Annotated in this window: 23 protein-coding genes and 1 riboswitch; of the genes, 15 read left to right on the top strand and 8 right to left on the bottom strand. The window is 54.7% G+C overall.

Features of this window, described 5'->3' with window-relative positions; translation table 11 throughout:
- Nucleotides 1-68: 68 nt before the first annotated feature.
- From bioB to uvrB, 5 genes are all read left to right on the top strand, one after another.
- On the top strand, nt 69-1,106 hold the full coding sequence (gene bioB / locus JL661_RS12830; protein ID WP_004235683.1) for a biotin synthase BioB: 1,038 nt from the start codon (nt 69-71) through the stop codon (nt 1,104-1,106).
- Between the two features lie 8 nt (nt 1,107-1,114).
- Nucleotides 1,115-2,287 carry an 8-amino-7-oxononanoate synthase gene (bioF, locus tag JL661_RS12825; protein WP_032098858.1) on the top strand — a complete coding sequence of 391 codons (1,173 nt, stop codon included), beginning with the start codon at nt 1,115-1,117 and terminating at the stop codon, nt 2,285-2,287.
- Nucleotides 2,253-3,047 carry a malonyl-ACP O-methyltransferase BioC gene (bioC, locus tag JL661_RS12820; RefSeq protein WP_062772619.1) on the top strand — a complete coding sequence of 265 codons (795 nt, stop codon included), beginning with the start codon at nt 2,253-2,255 and terminating at the stop codon, nt 3,045-3,047. The genes bioF and bioC overlap by 35 nt, the downstream gene beginning before the upstream one ends.
- A complete protein-coding gene (gene bioD / locus JL661_RS12815) occupies nt 3,034-3,717 on the top strand; it encodes a dethiobiotin synthase (RefSeq protein ID WP_004235686.1) in 684 nt (227 codons plus the stop codon). The genes bioC and bioD overlap by 14 nt, the downstream gene beginning before the upstream one ends.
- Nucleotides 3,718-4,247: 530 nt before the next feature.
- On the top strand, nt 4,248-6,260 hold the full coding sequence (uvrB, locus tag JL661_RS12810; RefSeq protein WP_004235687.1) for an excinuclease ABC subunit UvrB: 2,013 nt from the start codon (nt 4,248-4,250) through the stop codon (nt 6,258-6,260).
- A gap of 5 nt (nt 6,261-6,265) precedes the next feature.
- Here uvrB and JL661_RS12805 read toward each other — a convergent pair whose 3' ends face one another.
- Nucleotides 6,266-7,174 carry a gluconeogenesis factor YvcK family protein gene (locus tag JL661_RS12805; RefSeq protein WP_004235688.1) on the bottom strand — a complete coding sequence of 303 codons (909 nt, stop codon included), beginning with the start codon at nt 7,172-7,174 and terminating at the stop codon, nt 6,266-6,268.
- 256 nt (nt 7,175-7,430) lie between these two features.
- On the opposite strand from JL661_RS12805, the gene JL661_RS12800 reads away from it, so the two are divergent.
- The 6 genes from JL661_RS12800 (at nt 7,431) to JL661_RS12775 (ending at nt 11,497) form a co-directional block, all read left to right on the top strand.
- Nucleotides 7,431-7,973, top strand: a complete 543-nt coding sequence (locus tag JL661_RS12800) for a GNAT family N-acetyltransferase (protein ID WP_004235690.1) — start codon at nt 7,431-7,433, stop codon at nt 7,971-7,973.
- Between the two features lie 286 nt (nt 7,974-8,259).
- Nucleotides 8,260-8,409, top strand: a riboswitch (molybdenum cofactor riboswitch).
- On the top strand, nt 8,397-9,380 hold the full coding sequence (gene moaA, locus JL661_RS12795; protein ID WP_049243032.1) for a GTP 3',8-cyclase MoaA: 984 nt from the start codon (nt 8,397-8,399) through the stop codon (nt 9,378-9,380). (Overlaps the previous riboswitch by 13 nt.)
- Before the next feature lie 25 nt (nt 9,381-9,405).
- Nucleotides 9,406-9,885, top strand: coding sequence for a cyclic pyranopterin monophosphate synthase MoaC (gene moaC / locus JL661_RS12790; protein ID WP_004235693.1), 480 nt, complete (start codon nt 9,406-9,408; stop codon nt 9,883-9,885).
- The gene (gene moaD, locus JL661_RS12785) at nt 9,882-10,127 is read left to right on the top strand and encodes a molybdopterin synthase sulfur carrier subunit (protein WP_024474126.1); all 246 of its coding nucleotides are present in this window, start codon (nt 9,882-9,884) and stop codon (nt 10,125-10,127) included. The genes moaC and moaD overlap by 4 nt, the downstream gene beginning before the upstream one ends.
- A gap of 3 nt (nt 10,128-10,130) precedes the next feature.
- Nucleotides 10,131-10,586, top strand: coding sequence for a molybdopterin synthase catalytic subunit MoaE (moaE, locus tag JL661_RS12780; protein WP_004235696.1), 456 nt, complete (start codon nt 10,131-10,133; stop codon nt 10,584-10,586).
- 200 nt (nt 10,587-10,786) lie between these two features.
- A complete protein-coding gene (locus JL661_RS12775; RefSeq protein WP_062772260.1) occupies nt 10,787-11,497 on the top strand; it encodes a Bax inhibitor-1/YccA family protein in 711 nt (236 codons plus the stop codon).
- A gap of 63 nt (nt 11,498-11,560) precedes the next feature.
- Here the strand turns inward: JL661_RS12775 and JL661_RS12770 are convergent, their stop codons facing one another.
- The 5 genes from JL661_RS12770 to JL661_RS12750 are packed head-to-tail and all read right to left on the bottom strand — an operon-like array spanning nt 11,561 to nt 17,280.
- Nucleotides 11,561-12,658, bottom strand: coding sequence for an ABC transporter permease (locus JL661_RS12770; protein ID WP_062772263.1), 1,098 nt, complete (start codon nt 12,656-12,658; stop codon nt 11,561-11,563).
- Between the two features lie 10 nt (nt 12,659-12,668).
- The gene (locus JL661_RS12765) at nt 12,669-13,805 is read right to left on the bottom strand and encodes an ABC transporter permease (protein WP_036417063.1); all 1,137 of its coding nucleotides are present in this window, start codon (nt 13,803-13,805) and stop codon (nt 12,669-12,671) included.
- Complete coding sequence (locus JL661_RS12760) at nt 13,802-15,547, bottom strand: ATP-binding cassette domain-containing protein (RefSeq protein ID WP_062772266.1); 1,746 nt, start codon at nt 15,545-15,547, stop codon at nt 13,802-13,804. The genes JL661_RS12765 and JL661_RS12760 overlap by 4 nt, the downstream gene beginning before the upstream one ends.
- Before the next feature lie 9 nt (nt 15,548-15,556).
- Nucleotides 15,557-16,555, bottom strand: a complete 999-nt coding sequence (hlyD, locus tag JL661_RS12755; protein WP_062772269.1) for a secretion protein HlyD — start codon at nt 16,553-16,555, stop codon at nt 15,557-15,559.
- A gap of 38 nt (nt 16,556-16,593) precedes the next feature.
- On the bottom strand, nt 16,594-17,280 hold the full coding sequence (locus JL661_RS12750) for a CerR family C-terminal domain-containing protein (protein ID WP_004235704.1): 687 nt from the start codon (nt 17,278-17,280) through the stop codon (nt 16,594-16,596).
- Nucleotides 17,281-17,494: 214 nt separating this feature from the next.
- Between JL661_RS12750 and rhlE the strand changes: the two genes are divergently transcribed.
- From rhlE to JL661_RS12735, 3 genes are all read left to right on the top strand, one after another.
- A complete protein-coding gene (rhlE, locus tag JL661_RS12745) occupies nt 17,495-18,841 on the top strand; it encodes an ATP-dependent RNA helicase RhlE (RefSeq protein WP_004235705.1) in 1,347 nt (448 codons plus the stop codon).
- Between the two features lie 12 nt (nt 18,842-18,853).
- Nucleotides 18,854-19,798, top strand: a complete 945-nt coding sequence (dusC, locus tag JL661_RS12740; RefSeq protein WP_062772272.1) for a tRNA dihydrouridine(16) synthase DusC — start codon at nt 18,854-18,856, stop codon at nt 19,796-19,798.
- Between the two features lie 84 nt (nt 19,799-19,882).
- Nucleotides 19,883-20,131 (top strand): GlsB/YeaQ/YmgE family stress response membrane protein, encoded by a 249-nt coding sequence (locus tag JL661_RS12735; RefSeq protein WP_004235708.1) that lies wholly within the window; start codon nt 19,883-19,885, stop codon nt 20,129-20,131.
- 56 nt (nt 20,132-20,187) lie between these two features.
- On the opposite strand, the gene sseA is transcribed toward JL661_RS12735, so the two are convergent.
- The gene (gene sseA, locus JL661_RS12730) at nt 20,188-21,027 is read right to left on the bottom strand and encodes a 3-mercaptopyruvate sulfurtransferase (RefSeq protein WP_004235710.1); all 840 of its coding nucleotides are present in this window, start codon (nt 21,025-21,027) and stop codon (nt 20,188-20,190) included.
- 32 nt (nt 21,028-21,059) lie between these two features.
- Nucleotides 21,060-21,209, bottom strand: a complete 150-nt coding sequence (locus tag JL661_RS12725; protein WP_004235712.1) for a hypothetical protein — start codon at nt 21,207-21,209, stop codon at nt 21,060-21,062.
- A gap of 188 nt (nt 21,210-21,397) precedes the next feature.
- Between JL661_RS12725 and dinG the strand changes: the two genes are divergently transcribed.
- Complete coding sequence (gene dinG, locus JL661_RS12720; RefSeq protein WP_004235715.1) at nt 21,398-23,506, top strand: ATP-dependent DNA helicase DinG; 2,109 nt, start codon at nt 21,398-21,400, stop codon at nt 23,504-23,506.
- Nucleotide 23,507: the final 1 nt, after the last annotated feature.

Here is a 23,507-nt window from a genome sequence, read left to right as displayed (position 1 = left end):
GCAAATAAAGTTGACATGATAATGCTGATATTTAAACTGGCAACACTTTTTTATCGGGAGTTACAGTTATGAGTCAAGGTCGTCAGTGGACATTAAAAGAAGCCAATGCATTGTTTGAAAAACCTTTTTTTGAACTGTTGTATGAAGCTCAGACCATACATCGCCGGCATTTTGACCCGCAGCAGGTGCAGATCAGCACACTGCTTTCCATCAAAACCGGGGCGTGTCCGGAAGATTGTAAATACTGTGCGCAGAGTGCGCGATACAAGACCGGGCTGGAAAAAGAGCGTCTGATGGAAGTACAGCAGGTGGTGGAGACGGCGCGTAAGGCGCGGGCAGCCGGTTCGACCCGGTTCTGTATGGGCGCGGCGTGGAAGAATCCTCATGAGCGCGATATGCCGTACCTGGAAACCATGGTGAAAGAAGTGCGGGCGCTGGGTATGGAAACCTGCATGACACTCGGTATGCTGAACAGCTCACAGGCGGAGCGCCTTGCCAAAGCAGGTCTGGATTACTATAACCACAACCTCGATACCTCGCCGGAATTTTACGGCTCGATTGTCACCACCCGGACCTATCAGGACAGACTCGACACCCTCGACAATGTGCGGGATGCGGGGATCAAAGTATGCTCCGGCGGGATCTTAGGTTTGGGTGAGGCGGTGCGCGACCGCGCGGCGATGCTGGTACAGCTGGCGAATCTGCCGAAAGCACCGGAAAGTGTACCGATCAACATGCTGGCGAAAATCAAAGGCACGCCGTTTGAGGATAATGAGGAAGTCGATCCGTTTGATTTCGTCCGCACCATCGCGGTTGCCCGCATTATGATGCCAACGTCTCATGTGCGCCTCTCCGCCGGTCGTGAAATGATGAATGAACAGACCCAGGCGCTTTGCTTTATGGCGGGTGCGAACTCCATTTTCTACGGCTGCAAACTGCTCACCACCACCAACCCGGAAGAAAATACCGATATTGCCCTGTTTAAAAAGCTGGGGATCAAACGCGAAGCCATCCATGTTACCCGGGGTGACAATGAAGAGACGGATTCTTTATTGGATGCCATCAGCCACAGCGATGACGAAAAATTCTATAACGCAGCCCTGTGAGCCGTACCATGTGGCAGACTTTTCTCTCTGAGCGCCTGCAGCAGGCGCAGGAACAGGATGCGGTACGCCGCCGCGAGGCCAATGGCGGCGCGGACGGGCGCACTCTTCTGATTAACGGCAGACGTGCCGTGAATTTCTCCGGTAATGATTATCTCGGCCTCAGCCGCCACCCGGCGGTGATCCGCGCCTGGTGTGACGGTACCCGGCAATACGGCGTGGGCAGCGGCGGATCCGGTCATGTCACCGGTTACACCACGGCACACCGGGATCTGGAACAGATGCTGGCGGAGTGGCTCGGGTTTGATCGGGCGATCCTGTTCGTCTCCGGTTTCAGTGCTAATCAGGCGGTGATCACCGCACTGATGCAGCGCGGCGACCACCTTATCTGCGACAAACTCGCTCACGCCTCCATCATGGAAGCGGCGATGCATTCACCCGCTGAATTCAGCCGTTTTCATCATAATGATACTGCCCATCTCAGTACCCGGCTGAGCCGGACAGATAACAGTACCGGCAAAACCCTGGTGGTCACTGAAGGGATCTTCAGTATGGACGGGGATGCCGCGCCGCTGGCGGCGATCCTGCCGCTCACCCGGCAGCATAACGCGCGGCTGATGGCGGATGATGCGCACGGTATCGGTGTCTGCGGCCGTGAAGGGCGGGGCAGTTGTGATGCGGCAGGAATACGCCCGGATATTCAGATTGTCACCTTCGGCAAAGCGGTCGGGGTCAGCGGCGCGGCGGTGCTGTGTGATGCACAGACGGCGGATTATCTGACGCAGTATGCCCGTCATCTTATCTACAGCACCACCTTCCCGGCGGCACAGGCGTGTGCCATTCAGGCTGCGGTGCGGGAAATCCGCCGTGGTGACGGATTACGGGACACACTGGCGGAAAATATCCGCTTCTTTCGTGAGCGGGTGGCGCATCTGCCGCTGCAATTACTGCCGTCCGCCTCGGCGATCCAGCCGCTGATCGTGGGGGATAACCGTGCTGCTCTGGCACTGTCGCACTATTTACAGGAGCGCGGCCTGTGGGTGAAAGCTATCCGTCCGCCGACCGTACCGCCGAATACTGCCCGTCTGCGCATCACGCTGACCAGCGCCCATCACCGCGACGATATCACACAGCTTACGGAGGCGCTGGATGCATTCTGCCGTCACTACCGCCCCTGTGAATAAAGCCGCTGTTGCCGCGGCTTTCGGACGTGCCGCCGGACACTATGACACCGTGGCGCACCTTCAGCAGAAAACCGGATACCATCTGCGCCGCCTGACCACACAGGCGCTTTCCGGGCTGTTATTACCGGAACTGCACGGGTTGGATGCAGGCTGCGGTACCGGGTTTTTCAGTGAACAGTGGAAAGCGGATTGCCGCTGTGTGACGGCGTTTGATCTCTCCCCTGACATGCTGGCACACGCCCGGCAGCAGCAGCGGGCGACCCGTTATGTGCAGGGGGATATCGAACAGCTGCCTTTTGCGGATAATCAGTTTGATTTTTGTTTCAGCAATCTGGCGGTGCAGTGGTGTGATTCACTGGCGGCGGCGCTGGCCGGACTGATGCGGGTAACCCGGCCCGGTGGTGTGGTGGCGTTTTCCACCCTGCTCAGCGGGTCGCTGGACGAGCTGAATCAGGCGTTTTCCCGGGTGGACAGCAACCGTCACGCCAACGGTTTTCTCAGCCGTGAGGCGGTTTCCGCCGCCTGTCAGCCTTACCGGCATACTTTGTCAGAAGTGTGTTACCGGCTCTCCTTTGATTCTCTGCCCGCGCTGCTGCACTCCCTCAAGGGGATTGGAGCTACCCATGTTCATCAGGGACGTGCTGCCGGGCTGATGACACGCAATAAACTCATTCAGCTGGCGAATCATTATCCCGCCGAAGACGGCGTATTTCCGCTCAGCTATCTTATTCAGTACGGAGTCATACATGTTGAAAAATAACTGGTTTTTAACCGGCACCGATACGGATGCCGGTAAAACCGTGGTCAGCTGCGCCCTGCTGCAAACGGCCCGCAACGCCGGTTTCTGCTGCGCGGGGTATAAGCCGGTAGCCTCGGGCAGTGAGATGACGGAGGAGGGGCTGCGCAACAGTGATGCACTGGCATTGTGGCGGCATACGGTACCGGCGGTCAGTTACGCGCAGATTAACCCCTATACCTTTGCCGAGCCGACATCACCACACATTGTCAGCGAACTGACTCAAACCCCGCTGGAATTTTCGGTGATGACTGACGGGCTGCATGCCTTAAATCAGCAGGCTGACTGGGTACTGACCGAAGGGGCGGGCGGATGGTTTACGCCGCTGTCGGCCACACAAAGTTATGCGGACTGGGCGGCACAAATGCGGATGCCGGTGATCCTCGTCGTCGGGGTGAAGCTCGGCTGCATTAATCACGCGTTACTGACTGTACTGGCGATACAGCAGGCCGGACTGACCCTGGCGGGCTGGGTGGCGAATGAAGTCACACCGCCGGGCCTGCGTCAGCCGGAGTATCTGGCGACACTGAATAACCTGATCCCGGCACCGTGCCTGGGTGTGTTACCGCATCTGCCGGACCCGATGAATCAGGACTTATCCGGCTATCTTTCACTGCCGGTTTCCGCGCACTGATCCTGCATCCGGACGGATCGTGCCGGGATCACGGCAAATCTTCCGGCCGGGTGTTTTTTATCAGGAAAAAATCCTGAATTATTTTTTCTCTTTGTGCTGAGAGTGACAATTTTATGACTGCACAATGTCACGCAACCATGCACCGGCAAACGACTTTATTAAGTTATCCACTATTCCTGTGGATAACCCTGTGTATTAACTTTAGAAAACTCACGCTATCCTTGCAGGAACGGGGCTTTCACTGACATTGTTGTAAAATCGGGCTTTTATGATTTATTCATAAATAACAATTAGATAAATAAAATCAAGGGTCCTCCGGCGTGAAAAATAGCAATTGGTCAGAGGGGCATCAGATTTCAGCATAATTTAAAATTGCAAGTGCTTTTTTTTTGGGGATAACTGTGGAAAGCCAATAAAATTTTCCCCGGTTTTGCAAGCAAAAAATCACAAAATAACGGATTTTTTCTGCCGGGGGTTGAAGCTGGTTTTTTATCCAGTATCATAGTGACCCTATTCGCGCAGGGGGGCCAATGAGCAAACTATTTAAACTGCATTCTGACTTTAAACCGGCCGGTGATCAGCCGCAGGCCATTGCAAAACTGGTTGAGGGCCTGGAAGACGGGCTGGCGCATCAGACGCTGCTTGGGGTAACGGGCTCGGGGAAAACCTTCACCATTGCCAATGTTATCGCCACGCTGAACCGCCCGACCATGATCATGGCGCCCAACAAAACCCTTGCCGCGCAGCTTTACAGTGAGATTAAAGATTTCTTCCCGGAAAACGCGGTGGAATATTTTGTCTCTTACTACGACTATTATCAGCCGGAAGCCTATGTCCCGAGCTCTGACACCTTTATCGAAAAAGATGCCTCAGTAAACGAACATATTGAGCAGATGCGGCTTTCTGCCACCAAAGCCCTGCTGGAGCGGCGGGATGTGGTGGTGGTGGCGTCCGTTTCCGCTATCTATGGGCTGGGTGATCCGGACAGCTACCTGAAGATGATGCTGCACCTCACCGAGGGGATGATCATTGATCAGCGCTCGATCCTGCACCGGCTTTCCGATCTCCAGTACACCCGTAATGACCAGGCCTTTCAGCGCGGTACATTCCGTGTGCGCGGTGAAGTGGTGGATATTTTCCCTGCGGAATCTGATGATTACGCACTGCGCGTGGAACTGTTTGATGATGAGGTCGAGCGCCTGTCGCTGTTTGATCCGCTGACCGGCCATATCCATTATCAGGTGCCGCGCTTTACCGTTTACCCGAAAACCCACTATGTAACGCCGCGTGAGCGCATCATTGAGGCGATGGAAGGGATTAAAACGGAGCTGGCGGAGCGGCGCAAATTCCTGATCGACAACAACAAACTGGTGGAAGAGCAGCGCCTCGCCCAGCGCACTCAGTTTGATCTGGAAATGATGAATGAACTGGGTTACTGCTCGGGTATCGAAAACTACTCACGCTACCTCTCCGGACGCAAATCCGGTGAATCCCCGCCGACCCTGTTTGATTACCTGCCGGCGGACGGCCTGCTGGTAATTGATGAATCCCACGTCACCATTCCGCAAATCGGCGGGATGTACAAAGGAGACCGTTCGCGCAAAGAAACGCTGGTGGAGTACGGTTTCCGTCTGCCGTCCGCGCTGGATAACCGTCCGCTGCGCTTTGAGGAGTTTGAATCCCTCGCGCCGCAGAGCATTTATGTGTCCGCCACGCCGGGCAAATATGAAACGGAGAAATCCGGGTCTGATGTGGTTGAACAGGTGGTCCGGCCGACCGGGCTGCTCGATCCGGAAGTGGAAGTGCGTCCGGTAACCACTCAGGTGGATGATCTGCTGTCTGAAATCCGCATCCGCGCACAGAAAAATGAGCGTGTGCTGGTCACCACGCTGACCAAACGGATGGCGGAAGATCTCACCGAATATCTGGAAGAGCACGGCGAGCGGGTGCGTTATCTGCACTCGGATATCGATACGGTGGAACGTGTGGAAATTATCCGCGATCTGCGTCTCGGGGAGTTTGATGTGCTGGTGGGTATCAACCTGCTGCGTGAGGGGCTGGATATGCCGGAAGTGTCGCTGGTGGCGATTCTGGATGCGGACAAAGAAGGCTTCCTGCGTTCCGAACGTTCACTGATCCAGACCATTGGTCGTGCCGCCCGTAACCTGCACGGCAAAGCGATTCTCTACGGCGATAAAATCACTGACTCAATGGCGAGGGCTATTGAGGAAACCGAACGCCGCAGAGAGAAGCAGATGGCGTTTAACGAAGCAAACGGTATTGTGCCGAAAGGGCTGAATAAAAAGATTGGCGATATCCTTAAAATCGGCCAGCCGTCAGCTGGGGCGAAGAATAAAGGCAAAGGGAAAGCAGCCGCGAAAAGCAGCGATTATCAGCGTATGTCGCCGAAAGAGCTGGAAGTTAAAATTCAGGAGCTGGAAGCACAGATGTACCGCCACGCTCAGGATCTGGAATTTGAACAGGCGGCAGCGGTACGGGATGAATTACAGGGGCTGCGTGAGCAGTTTATTGCCAACTCCTGACGGGATCAGGGCAGCAGGGCGATTGTTTTATCCAGCGCACTCAGCAGCAGGCGGCGGTCATGGCGGTACGGTACATCCTGTGCCTCCAGGACCTCTCTGACAATCAGGCGGTCGCCGAGGTCGCCGGTATTGATATGCGGTGCGCACACCACTGCATCTATCCGTTTGCGGCCGATGCGTTTTTCAATCACGGCGATTTTTTCACTCAGGCTGAGGGACGCCGCGGCCGGGCTCAGTTCTTTGCCGAGATTCTCAATATAGATCATCGGCGCCTGATTAAAATTAATGGCTTTGGTGAAATCGGGCAGCAGCATCAGCGGCATCAGGCTGGTAAAGAAACTGCCCGGCCCGATAATAATCAGTTCCGCGCGGCAGATGGCATCCAGCGCCTCTTTGGTGGTTTTCACCGGCGGGGATAGCTGTAACTCCTGCGGCGGGCAGGTCAGCTGATCGACATTCACTTCGCCGTACACTTCATGACCTTCGCTGTCGATAGCCATCAGGTCGACCGGCGTTTCCGACATCGGTATCAATTTAGCTTTGACTTTCAGCATATTGCGGATCAGATTGATGGCATCCAGCGGACGCACACTCATATGATCCAGCGCCTTGAGCATCAGGTTGCCGAGGTTATGTCCCGCCAGTTCGCCGTTACCGCTAAAACGGTATTCAAACATGGTGGAAGCAATCGACGGCTCCGTGATCATCTGATTGAGACAGTTGCGCATATCGCCCCAGGCAATGCCGCCCTCCGCCCGGCGGATCCGGCCGGTGGAGCCGCCGTTATCCGTGGTGGTGACCACGCCGGTCAGCCGCGATCCCAGACCGTTCAGGCAGGACATCACCCGTCCCAGCCCGTGGCCTCCGCCTAAAGCAACAACATGTTCCAGCGACGTGAGTGTGCGGTTTCCCATAGTGTTTATGCATTCCCTGAGTTTTCATATTTATTTGCGCGGTAATCTATCATAAAAACCAATTTTTCGCGTCACGATACTGAGATTTATCAAACTCCGGTCAATCATAAAGATAAATTATCTTTTTGCTGCGTACTTTTACGTGTGATTCAGAAGTGGCAGCGGCAGGGAAGTCATGGTATGAGTGAATGCGGTGACTGAAAGCATCACAAATAAACATCAATAACAAAAATCAATAAATGACAGGAAGAACATCATGAATGACCTGACGTGCACCATTCCGGTGCTGGAAACTGACCGTCTGATCCTGAGTGCCCACCGCAGAGAAGATCATGCGGCGGTTGCTGATATGTGGTCAGACACGGTGGTAACGCATCATGTTATGGCAGGACAAATCTCCACACCGCGTGACAGCTGGATGCGGATGCTGGCGTATCTCGGGTTGTGGCCGCTGCTGGGCTATGGTTACTGGGCGGTCAGGGAGAAAAGCACCGGAGAGTATATCGGGGATATCGGTTTTGCGGATTTTTACCGTGAAATGGAAAAAGACATCAGCCACTATCCGGAAGCGGGTTGGGTGTTTACAAAGCGGGCACACGGTAAGGGCTATGCCGGTGAAGCATTGGGAGCCATACTGAACTGGCTGAAAGAGGTGCGCGGTATTAATGAATGCGTGTGTATTATTGCTCCAGAGAATAAACCCTCCATCCGGCTGGCAGAGCGTAACGGATTCCGCCCGCAGGAGACACTGAGAATGAATCATAAATCCGTTATTTTCTATCACGTTACACTGGACTGACCGGGCCTGCTATACCTGTGTCAGATCAAGAAACCGGTAAATAATTTTCCTGTCAAACCGCCGTATTTCCGGCGGTTTGCTGTTTATTATTTATTCAGTGACCTATAATGGATTTGCTAATTAATTGAAAAACTGTGTGAAATTTTCGTTATCCGGCGTATCCGTTCCTTTTCCCGGAGGCCCGGTAACTCGTTGTATAATAAGATATATAGCGTATTTGTCATGGTAATTCCCGCAGGGCAACGCTAGAATCAATTCACTTAGCGTGGTTATTAACAGCATTAATGACAACGATTAACTCCTAGCCTTCACACCTACGTTTCAGGTCAGAACCGGAAATAGGGTGAGCTGGCCGTGACACTCACGAGTGCCACCAGGGTGCAGGATAGAAATGTCCGCATCTCCCGTATTTGGAAAGGTGTTATGACTGAACAACTGACAGATCCCTTTGCGCGCAAATTTTATTATCTGCGCCTCTCCGTGACAGACGTTTGCAATTTCCGTTGCAACTATTGTCTGCCTGATGGTTATAAACCAAACGGACACAAATCCTTTCTTTCTCTCGGCGAAATCCGCCGGGTGACCCGCGCATTTGCTCAGCTGGGCACGGAAAAAATCCGTCTGACCGGCGGTGAGCCGACCATGCGCCGCGATTTTACCGATATCGTTGCCGCTATCCGCGAAAATGAGAATATCCGCACCATTGCCGTGACCACCAACGGTTACCGCATGGCACGGGATATCCGCGACTGGCGTGCCGCCGGGCTGAGCGCCGTGAATGTCAGCGTTGACAGCCTCGACCCGCGCCAGTTTCACGCTATCACCGGGCAGGATAAATTCATGCAGGTGATGAGTGGTATCGATGCCGCGTTTGACGCCGGTTTTGAGAAGGTGAAAGTGAATGTGGTGCTGATGAAGAATGTCAATGACATCCATCTGCCTGCATTTCTGAACTGGATCAAAGACCGCCCGATCCAGCTGCGTTTTATCGAACTGATGGAAACCGGTGACGGCAGCGATGTGTTCCGCCGTTTCCATATCTCCGGCAATGTTATCCGCGCCCGTCTGTTACAGGCAGGCTGGCAGCAGGTGGCGCGTGCCCGCAGTGACGGCCCGGCACAGGTGTTCAGTCATCCGGATTATCAGGGCGAAATCGGCCTGATCATGCCGTATGAAAAAGACTTCTGTCAGAGCTGTAACCGTCTGCGGGTGTCGGCGGTCGGTAATCTGCATCTGTGCCTGTTCGGTGAGCAGGGGATCACGCTGCGTGACCTGCTGGCGGAAGACGGACACGATGCGGAGCTGAAAGCACGACTTCAGCGCGCATTGCAGCACAAACGCGAAACCCATTTCCTCCATCAGGGGGACAGCGGTATTACCCCGAATTTATCCGTTATCGGCGGCTGATCCGCCGGTCATATCAGGAGTTTACATGTCTCAACTCACCCATATTAATGCGGCGGGCGAAGCCAACATGGTGGATGTGTCCGGAAAGCAGGAAACTGTCCGCGAAGCGCGCGCCGAAGCCTTTATCACCATGGATGCCAAAACCTTACAGATGATTATTGACGGCAACCATCACAAAGGGGATGTCTTTGCGACAGCCCGTATCGCCGGTATCCAGGCCGCTAAACGAACCTGGGATCTGATCCCGCTGTGTCACCCGCTGATGCTGAGCAAAGTGGAGGTTCAGCTGAGCGCGGAGCCGGACACATCCCGTGTGCGTATTGAATCCTGCTGCCGTCTGACCGGTAAAACCGGGGTGGAGATGGAAGCCCTGACTGCGGCTTCTGTGGCTGCACTGACGATTTATGATATGTGCAAAGCGGTGCAGAAGGATATGGTTATCGGCCCTGTCCGGTTACTGGAAAAAAGCGGCGGGAAATCAGGACATTTTAAGGCGGACGCATGATTAAGGTACTGTTTTTCGCGCAGGTGCGCGAGCTGGTGAATACCGATGAGCTTTCTCTGCCGTATGATTACGCCACAGCGGAAGATTTACGGGCCGCGTTATGTGAGCGCGGTGAGCGCTGGGCGCTGGCGCTGGAATCCGGCAAACTGCTGTGTGCGGTGAATCAGTCTTTTGTGCCGTTGTCGCACCCGCTGACAGACGGTGACGAAGTCGCGTTCTTCCCGCCGGTCACCGGAGGCTGAGCCATGAATAATACCCGGATTGCTGTTCAGACGGACAATTTCAGTGTCGGTGAGGAATATCAGTGGCTGGCCGGTTGCGCGGATGACGGCGCAGTGGTCACATTCACCGGTAAAGTCCGCAATCATAACCTGGGTGATAATGTGGCGGCTCTGTCGCTGGAGCACTACCCGGGCATGACCGAAAAAGCGCTGGCGGATATTGTCACACAGGCGCGTGAGCGCTGGGAATTACAGCGGGTGACGCTGATCCACAGGGTCGGCAGTTTATACCCGAATGATGAGATTGTGTTTGTCGGTGTCAGTGCTGCCCATCGCGGCATGGCATTTGAAGCGGCTGAATTTCTGATGGATTACTTAAAAACCCGCGCGCCGTTCTGGAAAAAAGAGACATTGCCGGAAGGCGGCACCCGCTGGGTGGATGCCAGAGAAAGCGACCAGAAAGCCGCAGATCGCTGGTAATTTACCGCTGATAACCTCCTGATCGCCGGATTTTTTCCGGCGGCTGTACATCAGGTTAAAAATATTCTCTGTTTGTAAAGAAATGGGGAGAATTCCTGACAGTTTGCCTGCTGGCAACACCCTTTTTATGTGATAATCTATAGTCCTTGGTCGTTTATCATCCGATAAACAATTTGATACAGATGAAAGGGTTATCCATCATGGACCGATTTCCTCGTTCTAACGGCTCGATAGTTTCACAGGCGGGCTCCGGTATTCAGGCTTATATGGCCCAGGTTTACGGCTGGATGGCGTGCGGCCTGCTGCTGACTGCCTTCGTCGCCTGGTATTCGTCTAACTCGATGGCGATTATGAGCTTTGTTTTCTCCAGCAAAATCACCTTCTTCGGCCTGATTATTGCTCAGCTGGCACTGGTCTGGATTATCTCCGGCATGGTTGAGCGCCTGAGCGCGTCCATGGCGACCGGGCTGTTTATGCTCTATTCCGCACTGACAGGGCTGACGCTCTCCAGTATCTTTATCGTGTATACAGATGCATCTATCGTCAGCACCTTCTTTATCACGGCAGGGATGTTCGGTGCGCTGAGTATCTACGGTTACACCACCAAGCGCAGCCTGTCCGGGATGGGTAACTTCCTGTTTATGGGGCTGATTGGTATTATCATCGCGTCACTGGTTAATATCTGGCTGAAAAGCGAAGGTATGACACTGATCATCACCTATATCGGTGTGATTGTGTTTGCCGGTCTGACCGCGTATGACACTCAGAAACTGCGTGAGCTGGGTGAGCAGATTGACAGCAACAACAAAGACACCATGCGCCGCTATGCGATCGTGGGTGCGTTGTCGCTGTACCTGGACTTCATCAACCTGTTCCTGATGCTGCTGCGCCTGCTGGGCGACCGCCGCTAATCACAGACAGAACAGGATGTAACAATGAAAGGCCGGTGAAAACCGGCCTTTTTACGTTCTGATTCACGCAATCTTGCGCCGGAACAACGCATAGGCGGCGGTTCCGGTGGTCACGGCAATCACCAGCAGCGGCCAGAGGCTCTGGCGGATAACACTGAAATCCGCATCTTTGAGGTAAATCTGTTTGGTGATTTCATTAAAATGGCGGATAGGATTGACCCAGGTGATATGTTGCAGCCAGACCGGCATATTCTCCACCGGGGCAATATAACCGGACAGCAGCACGGCAGGCATCATAAAGACAAACACGCCGATAAAGGCCTGCTGCTGGGTGGCGGAGAGTGCGGAGATTAACAGACCGAACCCGACCAGCGACAGGCCGTACACCATCATGGTGAAATAAAACAGGATCAGTGAACCGGAGAAGGGGATGCGGTAAGCGAAAATGCCGATCACCAGCACAATACTGGCCTGGACCGTGGCCACTATCAGTGCCGGAACTGCCTTACCAACAAAGATTTCACCGGTGGTCAGCGGCGAAACCAGCAACTGATCCAGCGTACCCTGTTCCCGCTCACGGGCAACAGAGAGAGAGGTGACAATCATCACGCCGATGGTGGTGATCAGCGCCACCAGCGACGGCACGATAAACCATTTGTAATCCAGATTCGGGTTATACCAGTTGCGCACCACCAGCTCACTGGTGACCGCCTGCGGCATCCGCTCCTGCTGGTAATGCGCGGTGATTTGCTGAACATAATTGGCGGCAATCTGCGCACTGTTGGAGTTTCGTCCGTCGAGCAGGATTTGCAGCTGTGCCGGTTTCTGTGCGGCGAGCTGTGCACTGAAATTCTGCGGGAAATGCACCAGCAGCAGGGCTTTGCGGTTATCAATCACATCCTGTACATCATGCCGGTTCTGGATCAGCAGCACATCAGAAAACGCACTGGCTTTGGCAAACTGCTGGGTCAGTTCAATGGATGCGGGGCCTTTGTCCTCATCATAAATGGCGATAGTGGCGTTGGTGACTTCCAGCGTTGCCGCCAGCGGGAACAAAATCATCTGAAAAATTACCGGTACGATCAGGATCGTACGGGTCTGCCGCTCACGGAGAAGTAATTGCAGCTCTTTGATAATTAAGGTGAGTATCCGATGAAACATGGCAGTCTCCTTAATCAAGCCGGCGGCGGGTTTTCAGGGCGGTCAGGCCGATAAACACAAGCGCTGACAGGATCAGCAACACCAGATTACTGATAATCACCGGCATAATATTACCCGCCAGGAACAGAGTCTGCAGGCTTTCCACAAAGTAGCGCGCCGGGATCACATAAGTTACCACCTGTATCGCCACCGGCATACTGTCAATTTCAAACACAAAGCCGGACAGCATAATCGCAGGCAGAAATGCGGCGTTCAGCGAAATCATAGCCGCGTTAAACTGATTGCGGGTCACGGTGGATATCAGCAATCCCATACCAAGCGCGGTGGCGAGATAGAGGGAGGTCACCAGGGCCAGAAGCCACAGCGAGCCGTGATACGGCACATCCAGCACATACACGGTCACCACCATACACAGCACCATGACAAAGCTGCCGAGCACCTGATACGGCAGCAGTTTGGAGAGCAGCAGTTCCGTTTTGGTTACCTGAGTGGAAAGCAGGGCTTCCATGGTGCCGCGCTCCCATTCCCGTGCCACCACCAGTGAGGTCAGGATAGCGCCGACCACGGTAATAATGATGCTGATAGCGCCCGGTATAATAAAATGCTGGCTGATAGCAGCCGGGTTAAACCAGTAGCGCAGCCGGACATCAACAGTCGGCTCACTGCTGATCCCCCGATCCTGTGCCCGCTGCTGCTGCCAGACCTGCCAGATACCGCTGGCATAGCCCTGTACAAAGTTGGCGGTATTGGGCTCGCTGCCGTCCGTAATCACCTGAATCTGTGCGATATCACCCTGACGAGCCAGACGTTTGTCCAAATCCGCCGGGATCACCACAATACCGCGGATATGCCCCGCCTGGAGTTTATCAATTAATTCACGGCGGTTATCACTGAGGGTGGCATCAATAAACGGAGAGCCGGTAAAGGCGTTGATCAGCTCCCGCGCCGGTTCGCTCTGCTGATTCACCAGAATCCCGAGGCGCAGTTTTGATGAATCCAGATTGATGCCGTAACCGAAAATAAATAACAGAATCAGCGGGATCACAATTGCGATCAGGGCACTCGACGGGTCGCGGACAATCTGTTTGCTCTCTTTGATGCACAGCGCCCGCAGACGGCGCCATGAAAAACCGGAAGGTGTGCTCATGATGCGGCCTCCTGTGCGCTTTCTTTGTCATACTCCTCGACCAGCCCGATAAAGGCATCTTCCATTGACGGATCAGGACGGGTGTCGTCTGCCACCGAGGCTTTCAGTTCATCGGGGGTGCCGGCAGCAATGATTTTGCCGTGATAGACCAGCCCGATGCGGTCACAATATTCCGCCTCATCCATAAAGTGGGTGGTCACCATCACGGTCACACCTTTATCCACCATGCCGTTAATATGCAGCCAGAATTCACGGCGGGTGAGCGGGTCAACGCCGGAGGTGGGTTCGTCGAGAAAGAGAATATCCGGTTCATGCATCAGGGCACAGGCCAGCGCCAGCCGCTGTTTGAAGCCGAGCGGCAAATCTTCGGTGGTCTGGCGCAGGATCGGGGTGAAATTAAAAGCATTTACCATATCATCGATTTTCTGCTGCTGCGCTTTGCCGCGCAGCCCGTAAGCGCCGGAGAAAAATTTCAGGTTCTGGGCGACCGTCAGATTGCCGTAGAGAGAAAACTTCTGCGCCATATAACCCAGGCGGCTGCGGGCTTTGGCTGAGCTGGTTTTCAGATCCAGCCCCAGCACCAGAGCGCGGCCGCTGCTCGGGATCATCAGGCCGCACATCATCTTAAAGGTGGTGGATTTGCCCGCACCGTTCGGGCCGAGCAGGCCGAAAATCTCCCCGCGTTTGACCTGAAAATCCACATGATCGGTCGCGGCAAAATCACCGAATTTTTTGGTCAGGCTGACGGCTTCAATCACGGTCTCATCCGGTGCCGCCGGGATCTGCGGCATAATCTGCGCCAGCTGTGAGCGGTGAGAAGGGCCGCCGCCGAGCAGATCAATAAATGCATCCTCAAAACGAGGCTTAGCGGGCAGCAGCTCTGCATCCGGGCATTTCAGCGCGCTGAGCAGGGTGCGGGTATCGGCCTGTGGTTTTACAATCAGCCGGACATAACGTCCCTGAATAACACCATCAGACACCTGTGGCTGAATCAATGCCTCCTGTAAGATGCGGCGGCGTTCACCGGGGGCTGCGGAGAGCAGGAAAGAGCGGCCTTCCATCGTTTCTGTCAGATGTGCCGGTTTGCCCTCATAAATGACTTTTCCCTGATTGAGCAGCAGCACATCGCGGCACTGTTCTGCCTCATCCAGATAAGAGGTACTCCAGAGGATCAGCATGCCGTCATCGGCGAGAGTGTGCACCATCCGCCACAGTTCGCGGCGGGCGATAGGATCGACTCCCACACCCGGCTCATCGAGCAGCAGCACCTGCGGCTGCCCGAGCAGTGTGCAGGCCAGTCCGAGCTTCTGTTTCATGCCGCCGGAGAGTTTGCCCGCCATGCGGCCGGTAAAACGGGTCAGGTCAGTAAAGGTCAGCAGGCGGTCAAAAACAGCCTGCTGTTCATGGTGCGGCAGACCGCGCAGTTCGGCATATAAACGGAGGTTTTCCATCACGGACAGATCTTCATACAGCCCGAATTTCTGCGGCATATAACCGAGCTGTGCGTGCAAAGCCACACTGTCTTCAATCGGATCAAACCCGGCCACGCGGATCTCCCCGCTGTCCGGTTTCAGTAACCCGGCTAGCATACGGATGAGGGTGGTTTTTCCGGCACCGTCCGGCCCGGCAAGCCCGGTTACACCACCGCCCCGGATGGTGGTGGTCAGCCGGTTAACTGCGGGATTATCAAGGCCGGGAAAGCATTTTTCGACGGCACTGAGGGAGATAGTGATGTCTGGCATCGTCTCTCCTTACGGCTGCTGCTCTTCATTATCAAAGCGGATAGTGACCGGCATCCCCTGACGCAGCAGCGGGTCGGCATCCGTCACCACAATGCGCAGACGGTAGACCAGATCTGTCCGCAGTGCCGGGGTTTCAACGGATTTCGGGGTAAACTCGGCAGTCGGGGAGACGAATCCGACATGCCCGTGATACGGTTTGCCCGGGCGGCTGTCGGTTTCCAGTAATACTTTACGGCCGGGCTGTGCCTGTCCCAGCTCGCTTTCGCTGACATACGCCCGTACCCACACCGGATTGGTCAGTGTCAGGGTGAACACGGTGCTGCCTGCCGGTAAAATCGTGCCGGGCTCGATGGCGCGGGTCAGAATAGTACCTGCTGCCGGTGCGGTCAGCCGTGTGTCCGCCAGGTCAAGCTGTGCCTGCTCCACGGCGGCTTCAGCCTGTTTCAGCTGTCCGCGCGCTTCGGCAATCTCTTCTTTGCGGTAACCGTTTTCCAGCTGGTTCAGTTTGTCCTGTGAGGCTTTCAGTGCCGCATCGGCCTGATTGCGCTGATTACGGGCATTCTCCAGGTCATTGGCGGAGATGGCACGGCTTTTCATCAGTCCGGCCTGGCGCTGATAAAACTGACGGGCAAATTCCGCCGCTGCCGTATTACGGGCAACATCGGCTTTTGCCTGCGCGATTTCTTCCGGGCGGTAGCCGGTTTCCATCATCAGTAATGCCGCCTGTGCGCTGTCCCGTACCCCTTCCGCTTTCAGCAGGGCGTGACGGTACGGTGTATCATCCAGCATACCGAGCAGCTCACCGGGCTGAACCGCCGCCCCTTCATCCGCATTCAGGGATTGCAGTTTGCCGCCGACACGAAAACCAAGATTCACCGTCCGGATATCCACATTACCGTACAGCAGTACAGGCCCCGACGGGCGTGACTCCCACCAGTACCATCCGCCGGCACCGGCCAGCAGGATCAGAATAATGATAAATATCTCGGTTTTTTTCATTGGCTTCATGAATTGATTCCTGGTGAGTTATCAGAGACAGCGGTGTATCAGTTGCGGTAATGCTGCTTTAATCCGCTGAGCAGCAACCGGATATGTTCCCGCAGCACATCATTGATCATGTCATACTCTTTCGGGCCGATATTATCCCAGCCGGTCTGGCGCAGCAGGTTTTCCCGTGCCAGACGGAAAGATAAAATCTCACCCATCAGAGCGTGTGTATGGATCAGCGTATTGATATGTCCGTCCGGCAGCCCGGTATAACGGGCGACAAGTCTTGCCTGGCGGGTAAAAATCGCAGACAGCGCCTGTTCGTGGATAAGCGTGTAAGCTTTGGTCGGAATTAACTGCTCGCGCGACATAATCCGGCTGATATTAATATTACTTTTCTTCAGTACCAGCTCATTGTAGGCAAGAAAACTCAGTTCAATCAGTTGCAGACAGCGGCTTTCATCCCGTTCGTCAGCGCCGTTTTCCAGAAACAGATCAATTTCTTCAATGACAGGACGGAATTCATCACGGATAATGTCGGCAATATGCTGTGCAACGGCCAGATACAACCCGTCTTTTGAGCCGAAATAATAAGCAATAGCTGCGATATTTTGATCCGCACGTTGTGCAATCTGGCGAGTAGTGGCACTATTTGGGCCGTTCAGTCCGAAAATCTCAATAGCGGCTTCCAGTAAAGCGAGTTTGGCTTGTTCGCCTCGCGGCGTATTAGTCGTATTGACTGACATGGCGTATATCCTTATGGGTGTGTCGGCATAAACGAGAGATCAATCATATGATTAACTGTATGCTCATCAGTATCTGTTGTAAATGAGCAGTAAGCAACGGATTGATCACAGACGTATTTTATCGATATTTCTTCCGGAGTGACGGATTAATTTTCGACATTCAATTATCAGCAGGCCCCGCAGACAACAGACCGGGGCGGAGTCTTAACAATTCATGAGTTTTTCATCATTACCATTATGCCCGGAAATTCAGAAGGCCGTCGCAGAGATGGGCTACGAACAGCCGACCCCGATTCAGATGCAGGCCATTCCGCAGGTTCTTGCCGGACATGACTTATTAGCCAGCGCACAAACCGGTACCGGAAAAACCGCCGGTTTTACCTTACCTATCCTGCAATATTTACAGGATAATCCGCGCAAAGGCGGCGGGCGTCCGGTCCGTGCGCTGATTTTGTCCCCGACCCGTGAACTGGCCGCTCAGATCGGCGAAAACGTCCGCGAGTACAGCCGCCATCTGCGCACCCGTTCGCTGGTGGTCTTCGGCGGGGTGAGCATCAACCCGCAGATGATGAAACTGCGCGGCGGCGTGGATATCCTGATTGCCACTCCGGGCCGTCTGCTGGATCTGGAACATCAGAATGCCGTGGATTTATCCAAAGTCGAAATTCTGGTGCTGGATGAAGCTGACCGCATGCTGGATATGGGCTTTATCCATGATATCCGCCGTGTTATCAAAAAATTACCGGTGAAACGTCAGAATTTACTGTTTTCCGCGACATTCTCCAATGGTATCAAATCTCTGGCGAATACCATTCTGAATAATCCGGTGACGGTGGAAGTTTCCCCGCGCAACAGTGCCTCACAGCAGGTCACACAGTTTGTTCATCTGGTGGATAAAAAACGCAAAGCAGAACTGCTGGCGCACCTGATTGGCCGTGATAACTGGGAGCAGGTGCTGATTTTCACCCGCACCAAACACGGTGCCAATCGTCTGGCGGAATTCCTTAACGACAGCGGCATCAAAGCGGCGGCTATCCACGGTAATAAATCCCAGGGCGCACGTACCCGTGCACTGGCGGATTTCAAAAGCGGCGCTATCCGCGCTCTGGTCGCGACTGATATCGCGGCACGCGGTCTGGATATCGAGCAGCTGCCGTATGTGGTGAACTATGAACTGCCGAATGTGGCGGAAGATTATGTCCACCGTATCGGCCGTACCGGGCGTGCGGAGGCTACCGGCCTGGCATTATCACTGGTATGTGTCGATGAGCATGACTTATTACGTGACATTGAAAAACTGCTGAAAAAGCAAATCGAGCGGATGGCTGAACCGGGTTACGATCCGGATCCGTCCATCAAAGCCGAACCTATCCAGAAAGCGAAGCAGGGTCGCGGCGGCAACGGACGTTCCGGCGGAGGACGTCAGGGCGGACAGGGTCGCAGCGCCGAAGGCCGCGGTAACAGCGGTGGCGGTGACAAACGTCCGCCGCGTCCGCGTCAGCACAAACCGCGTTCCGGCAACAGCGACTCCGGCAGCCCGTGGGGTAACCGGGGCAAATAACGGAACCGGCTCATGCGTGTTCTTTTAGCACCAATGCAGGGGGTCTTAGACCCCCTCGTCCGTCATCTGCTGACGGCGGTGAATGACTATGATCTCTGTATCACCGAGTTTGTCCGTGTGGTGGATATGCTGCTGCCGGAGAAACTGTTTTTCCGTCTCTGTCCGGAGCTGGAAAACGGCGGTCTGACCGAATCCGGTACGCCGGTGCGGATCCAGCTGCTGGGGCAGTTCCCGCAATGGCTGGCGGAAAATGCCGCACGTGCGGCGGAACTCGGCTCGCACGGGGTGGATCTCAACTGCGGCTGCCCGTCCAAAACAGTGAACGGCAGCGGCGGCGGGGCGATGCTTCTTAAAGACCCGGAGCTGATTTATCAGGGCACCAAAGCTATCCGTGAAGCGGTACCGGCACATCTGCCGGTGTCGGTGAAAGTGCGGCTCGGCTGGAGCAGCAATGCGCACCAGTTTGAAATCGCCGATGCGGTGGCACAAGGCGGGGCAACCGAGATCACGGTGCACGGGCGCACCAAAGAAGCAGGTTATCGCACGGATTTGATTGACTGGCCGGCGATCGCAGCTATCCGTCAGCGGCTCTCCATTCCGGTGATTGCCAACGGCGAAGTCCGTGACTGGCAGAGTGCGCAGCAATGCCTGGCCGTGACCGGCTGTGATGCGGTGATGCTCGGGCGCGGAGCGCTCAATGTGCCGAACCTGAGCTGTGTGGTTAAATATAACGCGCCCTTTATGCCGTGGCCGGAAGTGGTGGCATTACTGTACCGCTACACGCAGCTGGAAAAGCAGGGTGATACCGGGCTGTACCATGTGGCGCGTGTCAAACAGTGGTTCAGCTATCTGCATAAAGCCTATTCGCAGGAAGCGGATGAACTTTTTGCCGTGATCCGCCCGCTGAAAGATTCTGCCTCGATTGCACAGGCGATTGCCCGGGCTCAGGGTGCATAAAATTTGCTTTTTTTGCCATATCGCACTTTAATTGACAGGTGAGCCGGATTTTTTCTTAACCCGTTAATACAGCAGGAGGTACTGATGAATTTTCTGTCCTGGATTATTTTTGGCCTGATCGCCGGTGTGCTGGCGAAATGGATTATGCCCGGAACCTATAGTATCGGCATTATTATGACGATTGTACTGGGTGTTGTTGGTGCTGTTGTCGGGGGATATATCAGTGTTTTCTTCGGCAAGGGGCGTGTCGACGGGTTTAATTTCGGCAGCTTTGTGGTAGCGGTGATCGGTGCGATGGTGGTGCTGTTTCTCGCCGGGAAGTTTGCGGGCTGACAGCCGCATAACAGATTTAAAAAATGCCGGAGCAGCTGACGCGCTCCGGCATTTTTTTATGGTTCAATCGGCAGGGTGTCTGAGCCGCCCCATTCCGCCCAGGAACCGTCATACAGACGGACATTCTGATGGCCGGTGAGTGTCAGCGCCAGCAGCAGTATGGCGGCTGTCATACCGGAACCACAGGACACCACCAGGTATTTGCTTAAATCCACACCCGCATCACGGAATATCTGCTGAATCTGCGTCGGGGATTTGAAGATCCCGTTCTCCACCAGGGTATTCCACGGTACATTGCAACTGCCGGGAATATGGCCTGAACGCACGCCGGGACGCGGATCCGGTGCCAGCGCCTGAAAACGGTCGGCAGAACGGGCATCGACAATCTGAATTTCCGGATCCGTAATTGCCAGCAGCACATCATCTTTATTTACCGCATTATGACGCTGAAACTCCGGCACAAAGGTTTTCGCCTGCGGCAGCGGCAGCTCACCGCTTTCGGTGGTATAACCGGCACCGGCCCAGGCATTCAGTCCGCCCTGTAAAATACGCAGATTTTTCACACCGAAGGTTTTCAGTGTCCACCAGGCGCGCGGGGCGGAAAACAGGTTACCCTGGTCATAAATAATCACCATGGTGTCATTATCGATCCCGAATTCACCGGCAGCCTGTGCGAACACTTCCGGTGACGGCAGCATATGCGGCAGCGGGGAAGAGAGATCAGCCACTTTGTCCAGATCAAAATAGTGTGCGCCCGGAATATGGCGCTCAAGCCATAACTGATGGCAATCTGCGGGCTGACCGGGCGGCGCTTTGCTGACATCGAGCACAACAAGATTGTCGTCATTCAGGTGCGTGTGCAGCCAGTCTGCGGTCACAAAATAGTCTCGGTACATCGCAATTAACCTCGTTAGCAGGACGCAGAGAGCTACCGGGTTTCTCCGGTGGTTGTTTCCTGCGCCGTGGATGGAGTCTCAGGGGCAACCGAACGATTATACATATTCATTCCGGCAAGAAAAACGCCGCCGAGGGAGCCGAAGGCAAAAATAAAAATGAAAATAATCAATAATTTCTTCATAGATGTATTCTGGTCTTATCTGGTGGAGCCTGTCTGCCGGACAAATCCGGGGGCTATGTTGATTAATTGTAACAAACTATTGAAGCAACCGTATGCAGAAAATGAGCGGTAACGGCCCGGACATGCTGATTTTTTTTTCTGTAGTGTGAAACAATAGCGCCCTGTTTATTTATCCATAGGTTTTTCAGATGCCCCTTTCCGCCACCGTCAAACAACAAATCAGCGCCTGGTACAAAGCCCTGCCGGAGCAGATTGACGGCTTTGTCCCGCGCGCCCCGCAGCGGGAAATGATTGCGGAAGTTGCCCGGACGATGGCGGGTGATGAAGGACGGCATCTGGTGATTGAAGCCCCGACCGGGGTGGGAAAAACCCTCTCTTATCTGATCCCGGGCATTGCGGTCGCGCGGGAACAGCAAAAGCTGCTGGTGATCAGCACCGCCAATGTCGCGTTGCAGGATCAGATCTACAGCAAAGATCTGCCGCTGCTGGCAAAAATTATCCCTGACCTGCGTTTTACCGGTGCGTTCGGGCGCGGGCGCTACGTGTGTCCGCGCAATATGGCGGTGATCGGCGCGGCGGAAGGGGAACAGATCGACCTGATGCTGCTGCTCGAAGACAAGGCAGATGTGGCAACGGCCTCTGAACGCGATACTGTGCGCAAGCTGCAGAATGATTTTACCTCTTTCGGCTGGGACGGCCTGCGCGATCACCACAAAACCTCCATTCCGGACAGCCTGTGGCGCAAAATCAGCACTGATAAACTCAGTTGTCTCGGCCGCAACTGCCAGTATTACTCGCGCTGTCCGTTTTTCCTGGCGCGGCGTGAAATTGAAAGTGTGGATGTGGTGGTCGCCAACCATGCGCTGGTGATGGCGGCAATGGAGAATGAATCGGTTTTGCCGGAAAGCAAAAAACTGCTGCTGGTGCTGGATGAAGGACACCATATCGCTGATGTGGCCCGTGATTCCCTGGAAGTGGAAGGGGATATCACCCTGGTATCACTTCAGGCGCAGCTGGACAACCTTTCCCGCTTTGTCACTCAGTATCTGCAACAGTTCCGTCCGCTAAAACCGCCGAAACTGGCGGACAGCGCCCGTCTGCAAAAACATCTGGACGCGATGTCAGATGTGTACCGCGATATGGCGATGTACACACAGGCGCTGCTGCCGGAGCAGGCGGCGGATCCGCACTATTTGTTTCCGCTCGGGGAACTGCCGGAACCGCTGACGGCAGCGGCTCAGCAACTGTCAAAACAGACGGATGCTCTGCACAGCATGGTGGAGGGGATACTCAGTGATCTGAACGAACAGACGGCAAAACAGGATATTGTCCGTCTGCACCGCGCCATCCTCACGGCCGGAAAGTTCCTCGGTGCACTGGAAAACAGCGCCAAACTGTGGCGTCTGGCGGCGCTGTCGGAAATCTCACACGCGCCGGTCTCAAAGTGGCTCAGCCGCCGCTATGAAAAAAATCAGTCTCACCTCTGGTTCCACTGCGCGGGGATCCGCGTCAGCGAACAGCTCGGCCACCTGTTATGGCGCAATGTACCGAATATTGTGGTGACCTCGGCAACCCTGCGTTCACTCAACAGTTTCAGCCGGTTACAGGAAATGACCGGGCTGAGTGAAAAGGCGGACGACCGCTTTGTGGCTCTCGATTCTCCGTTTGATCACTGCCGTCAGGGGCGGCTGGTGATCCCGAAAATGCATTATGAACCGACACCGGCCGATGAAGCCGCACATATCGGGGAGATGGCGCGTTATTTCCGCTCCCAGCTGGCGTCCGGTGAGCACCGCGGCATGCTGGTGCTGTTTAACAGCCAGCGGGCAATGGATCTGTTTCTCACCCATGTGACGGATTTACGTCTGCAACTGCTGGTGCAGGGGGATCAGCCCCGTTACCGGCTGGTGGAAACCCATTGTCAGCGGATCCGGGACGGGCAGAACAGTGTGCTTATCGGCCTGCATTCTTTTGCCGAAGGTCTTGATCTGAAAGGGGATTACCTGACTCAGGTGCATATTCACAAAATCGCGTTTCCGCCGGTCACCAACCCGGTGATTATCACGGAAAACGACTGGCTGAAATCCCTGAACCGCTACCCGTTTGAAATCCAGAGCCTGCCGGGAGCGTCATTTACGCTGATTCAGCAGGTCGGGCGGCTGATCCGCAGTCATCAGTGTCACGGGGATGTGGTAATTTACGACCAGCGCCTGCTGACCAAACGGTACGGCAGCAGGCTGCTTAATGCATTACCGGTCTTTCCGATTGTGCGGCCGGATATTGAACCGGAAAAATAAT

The organism is Morganella morganii (assembly GCF_019243775.1).
Classification (GTDB): domain Bacteria; phylum Pseudomonadota; class Gammaproteobacteria; order Enterobacterales; family Enterobacteriaceae; genus Morganella; species Morganella morganii.
The sequence above is the reverse complement of the archived record's forward strand: the minus strand, read 5'-3'. Positions and strand labels throughout refer to the sequence as shown.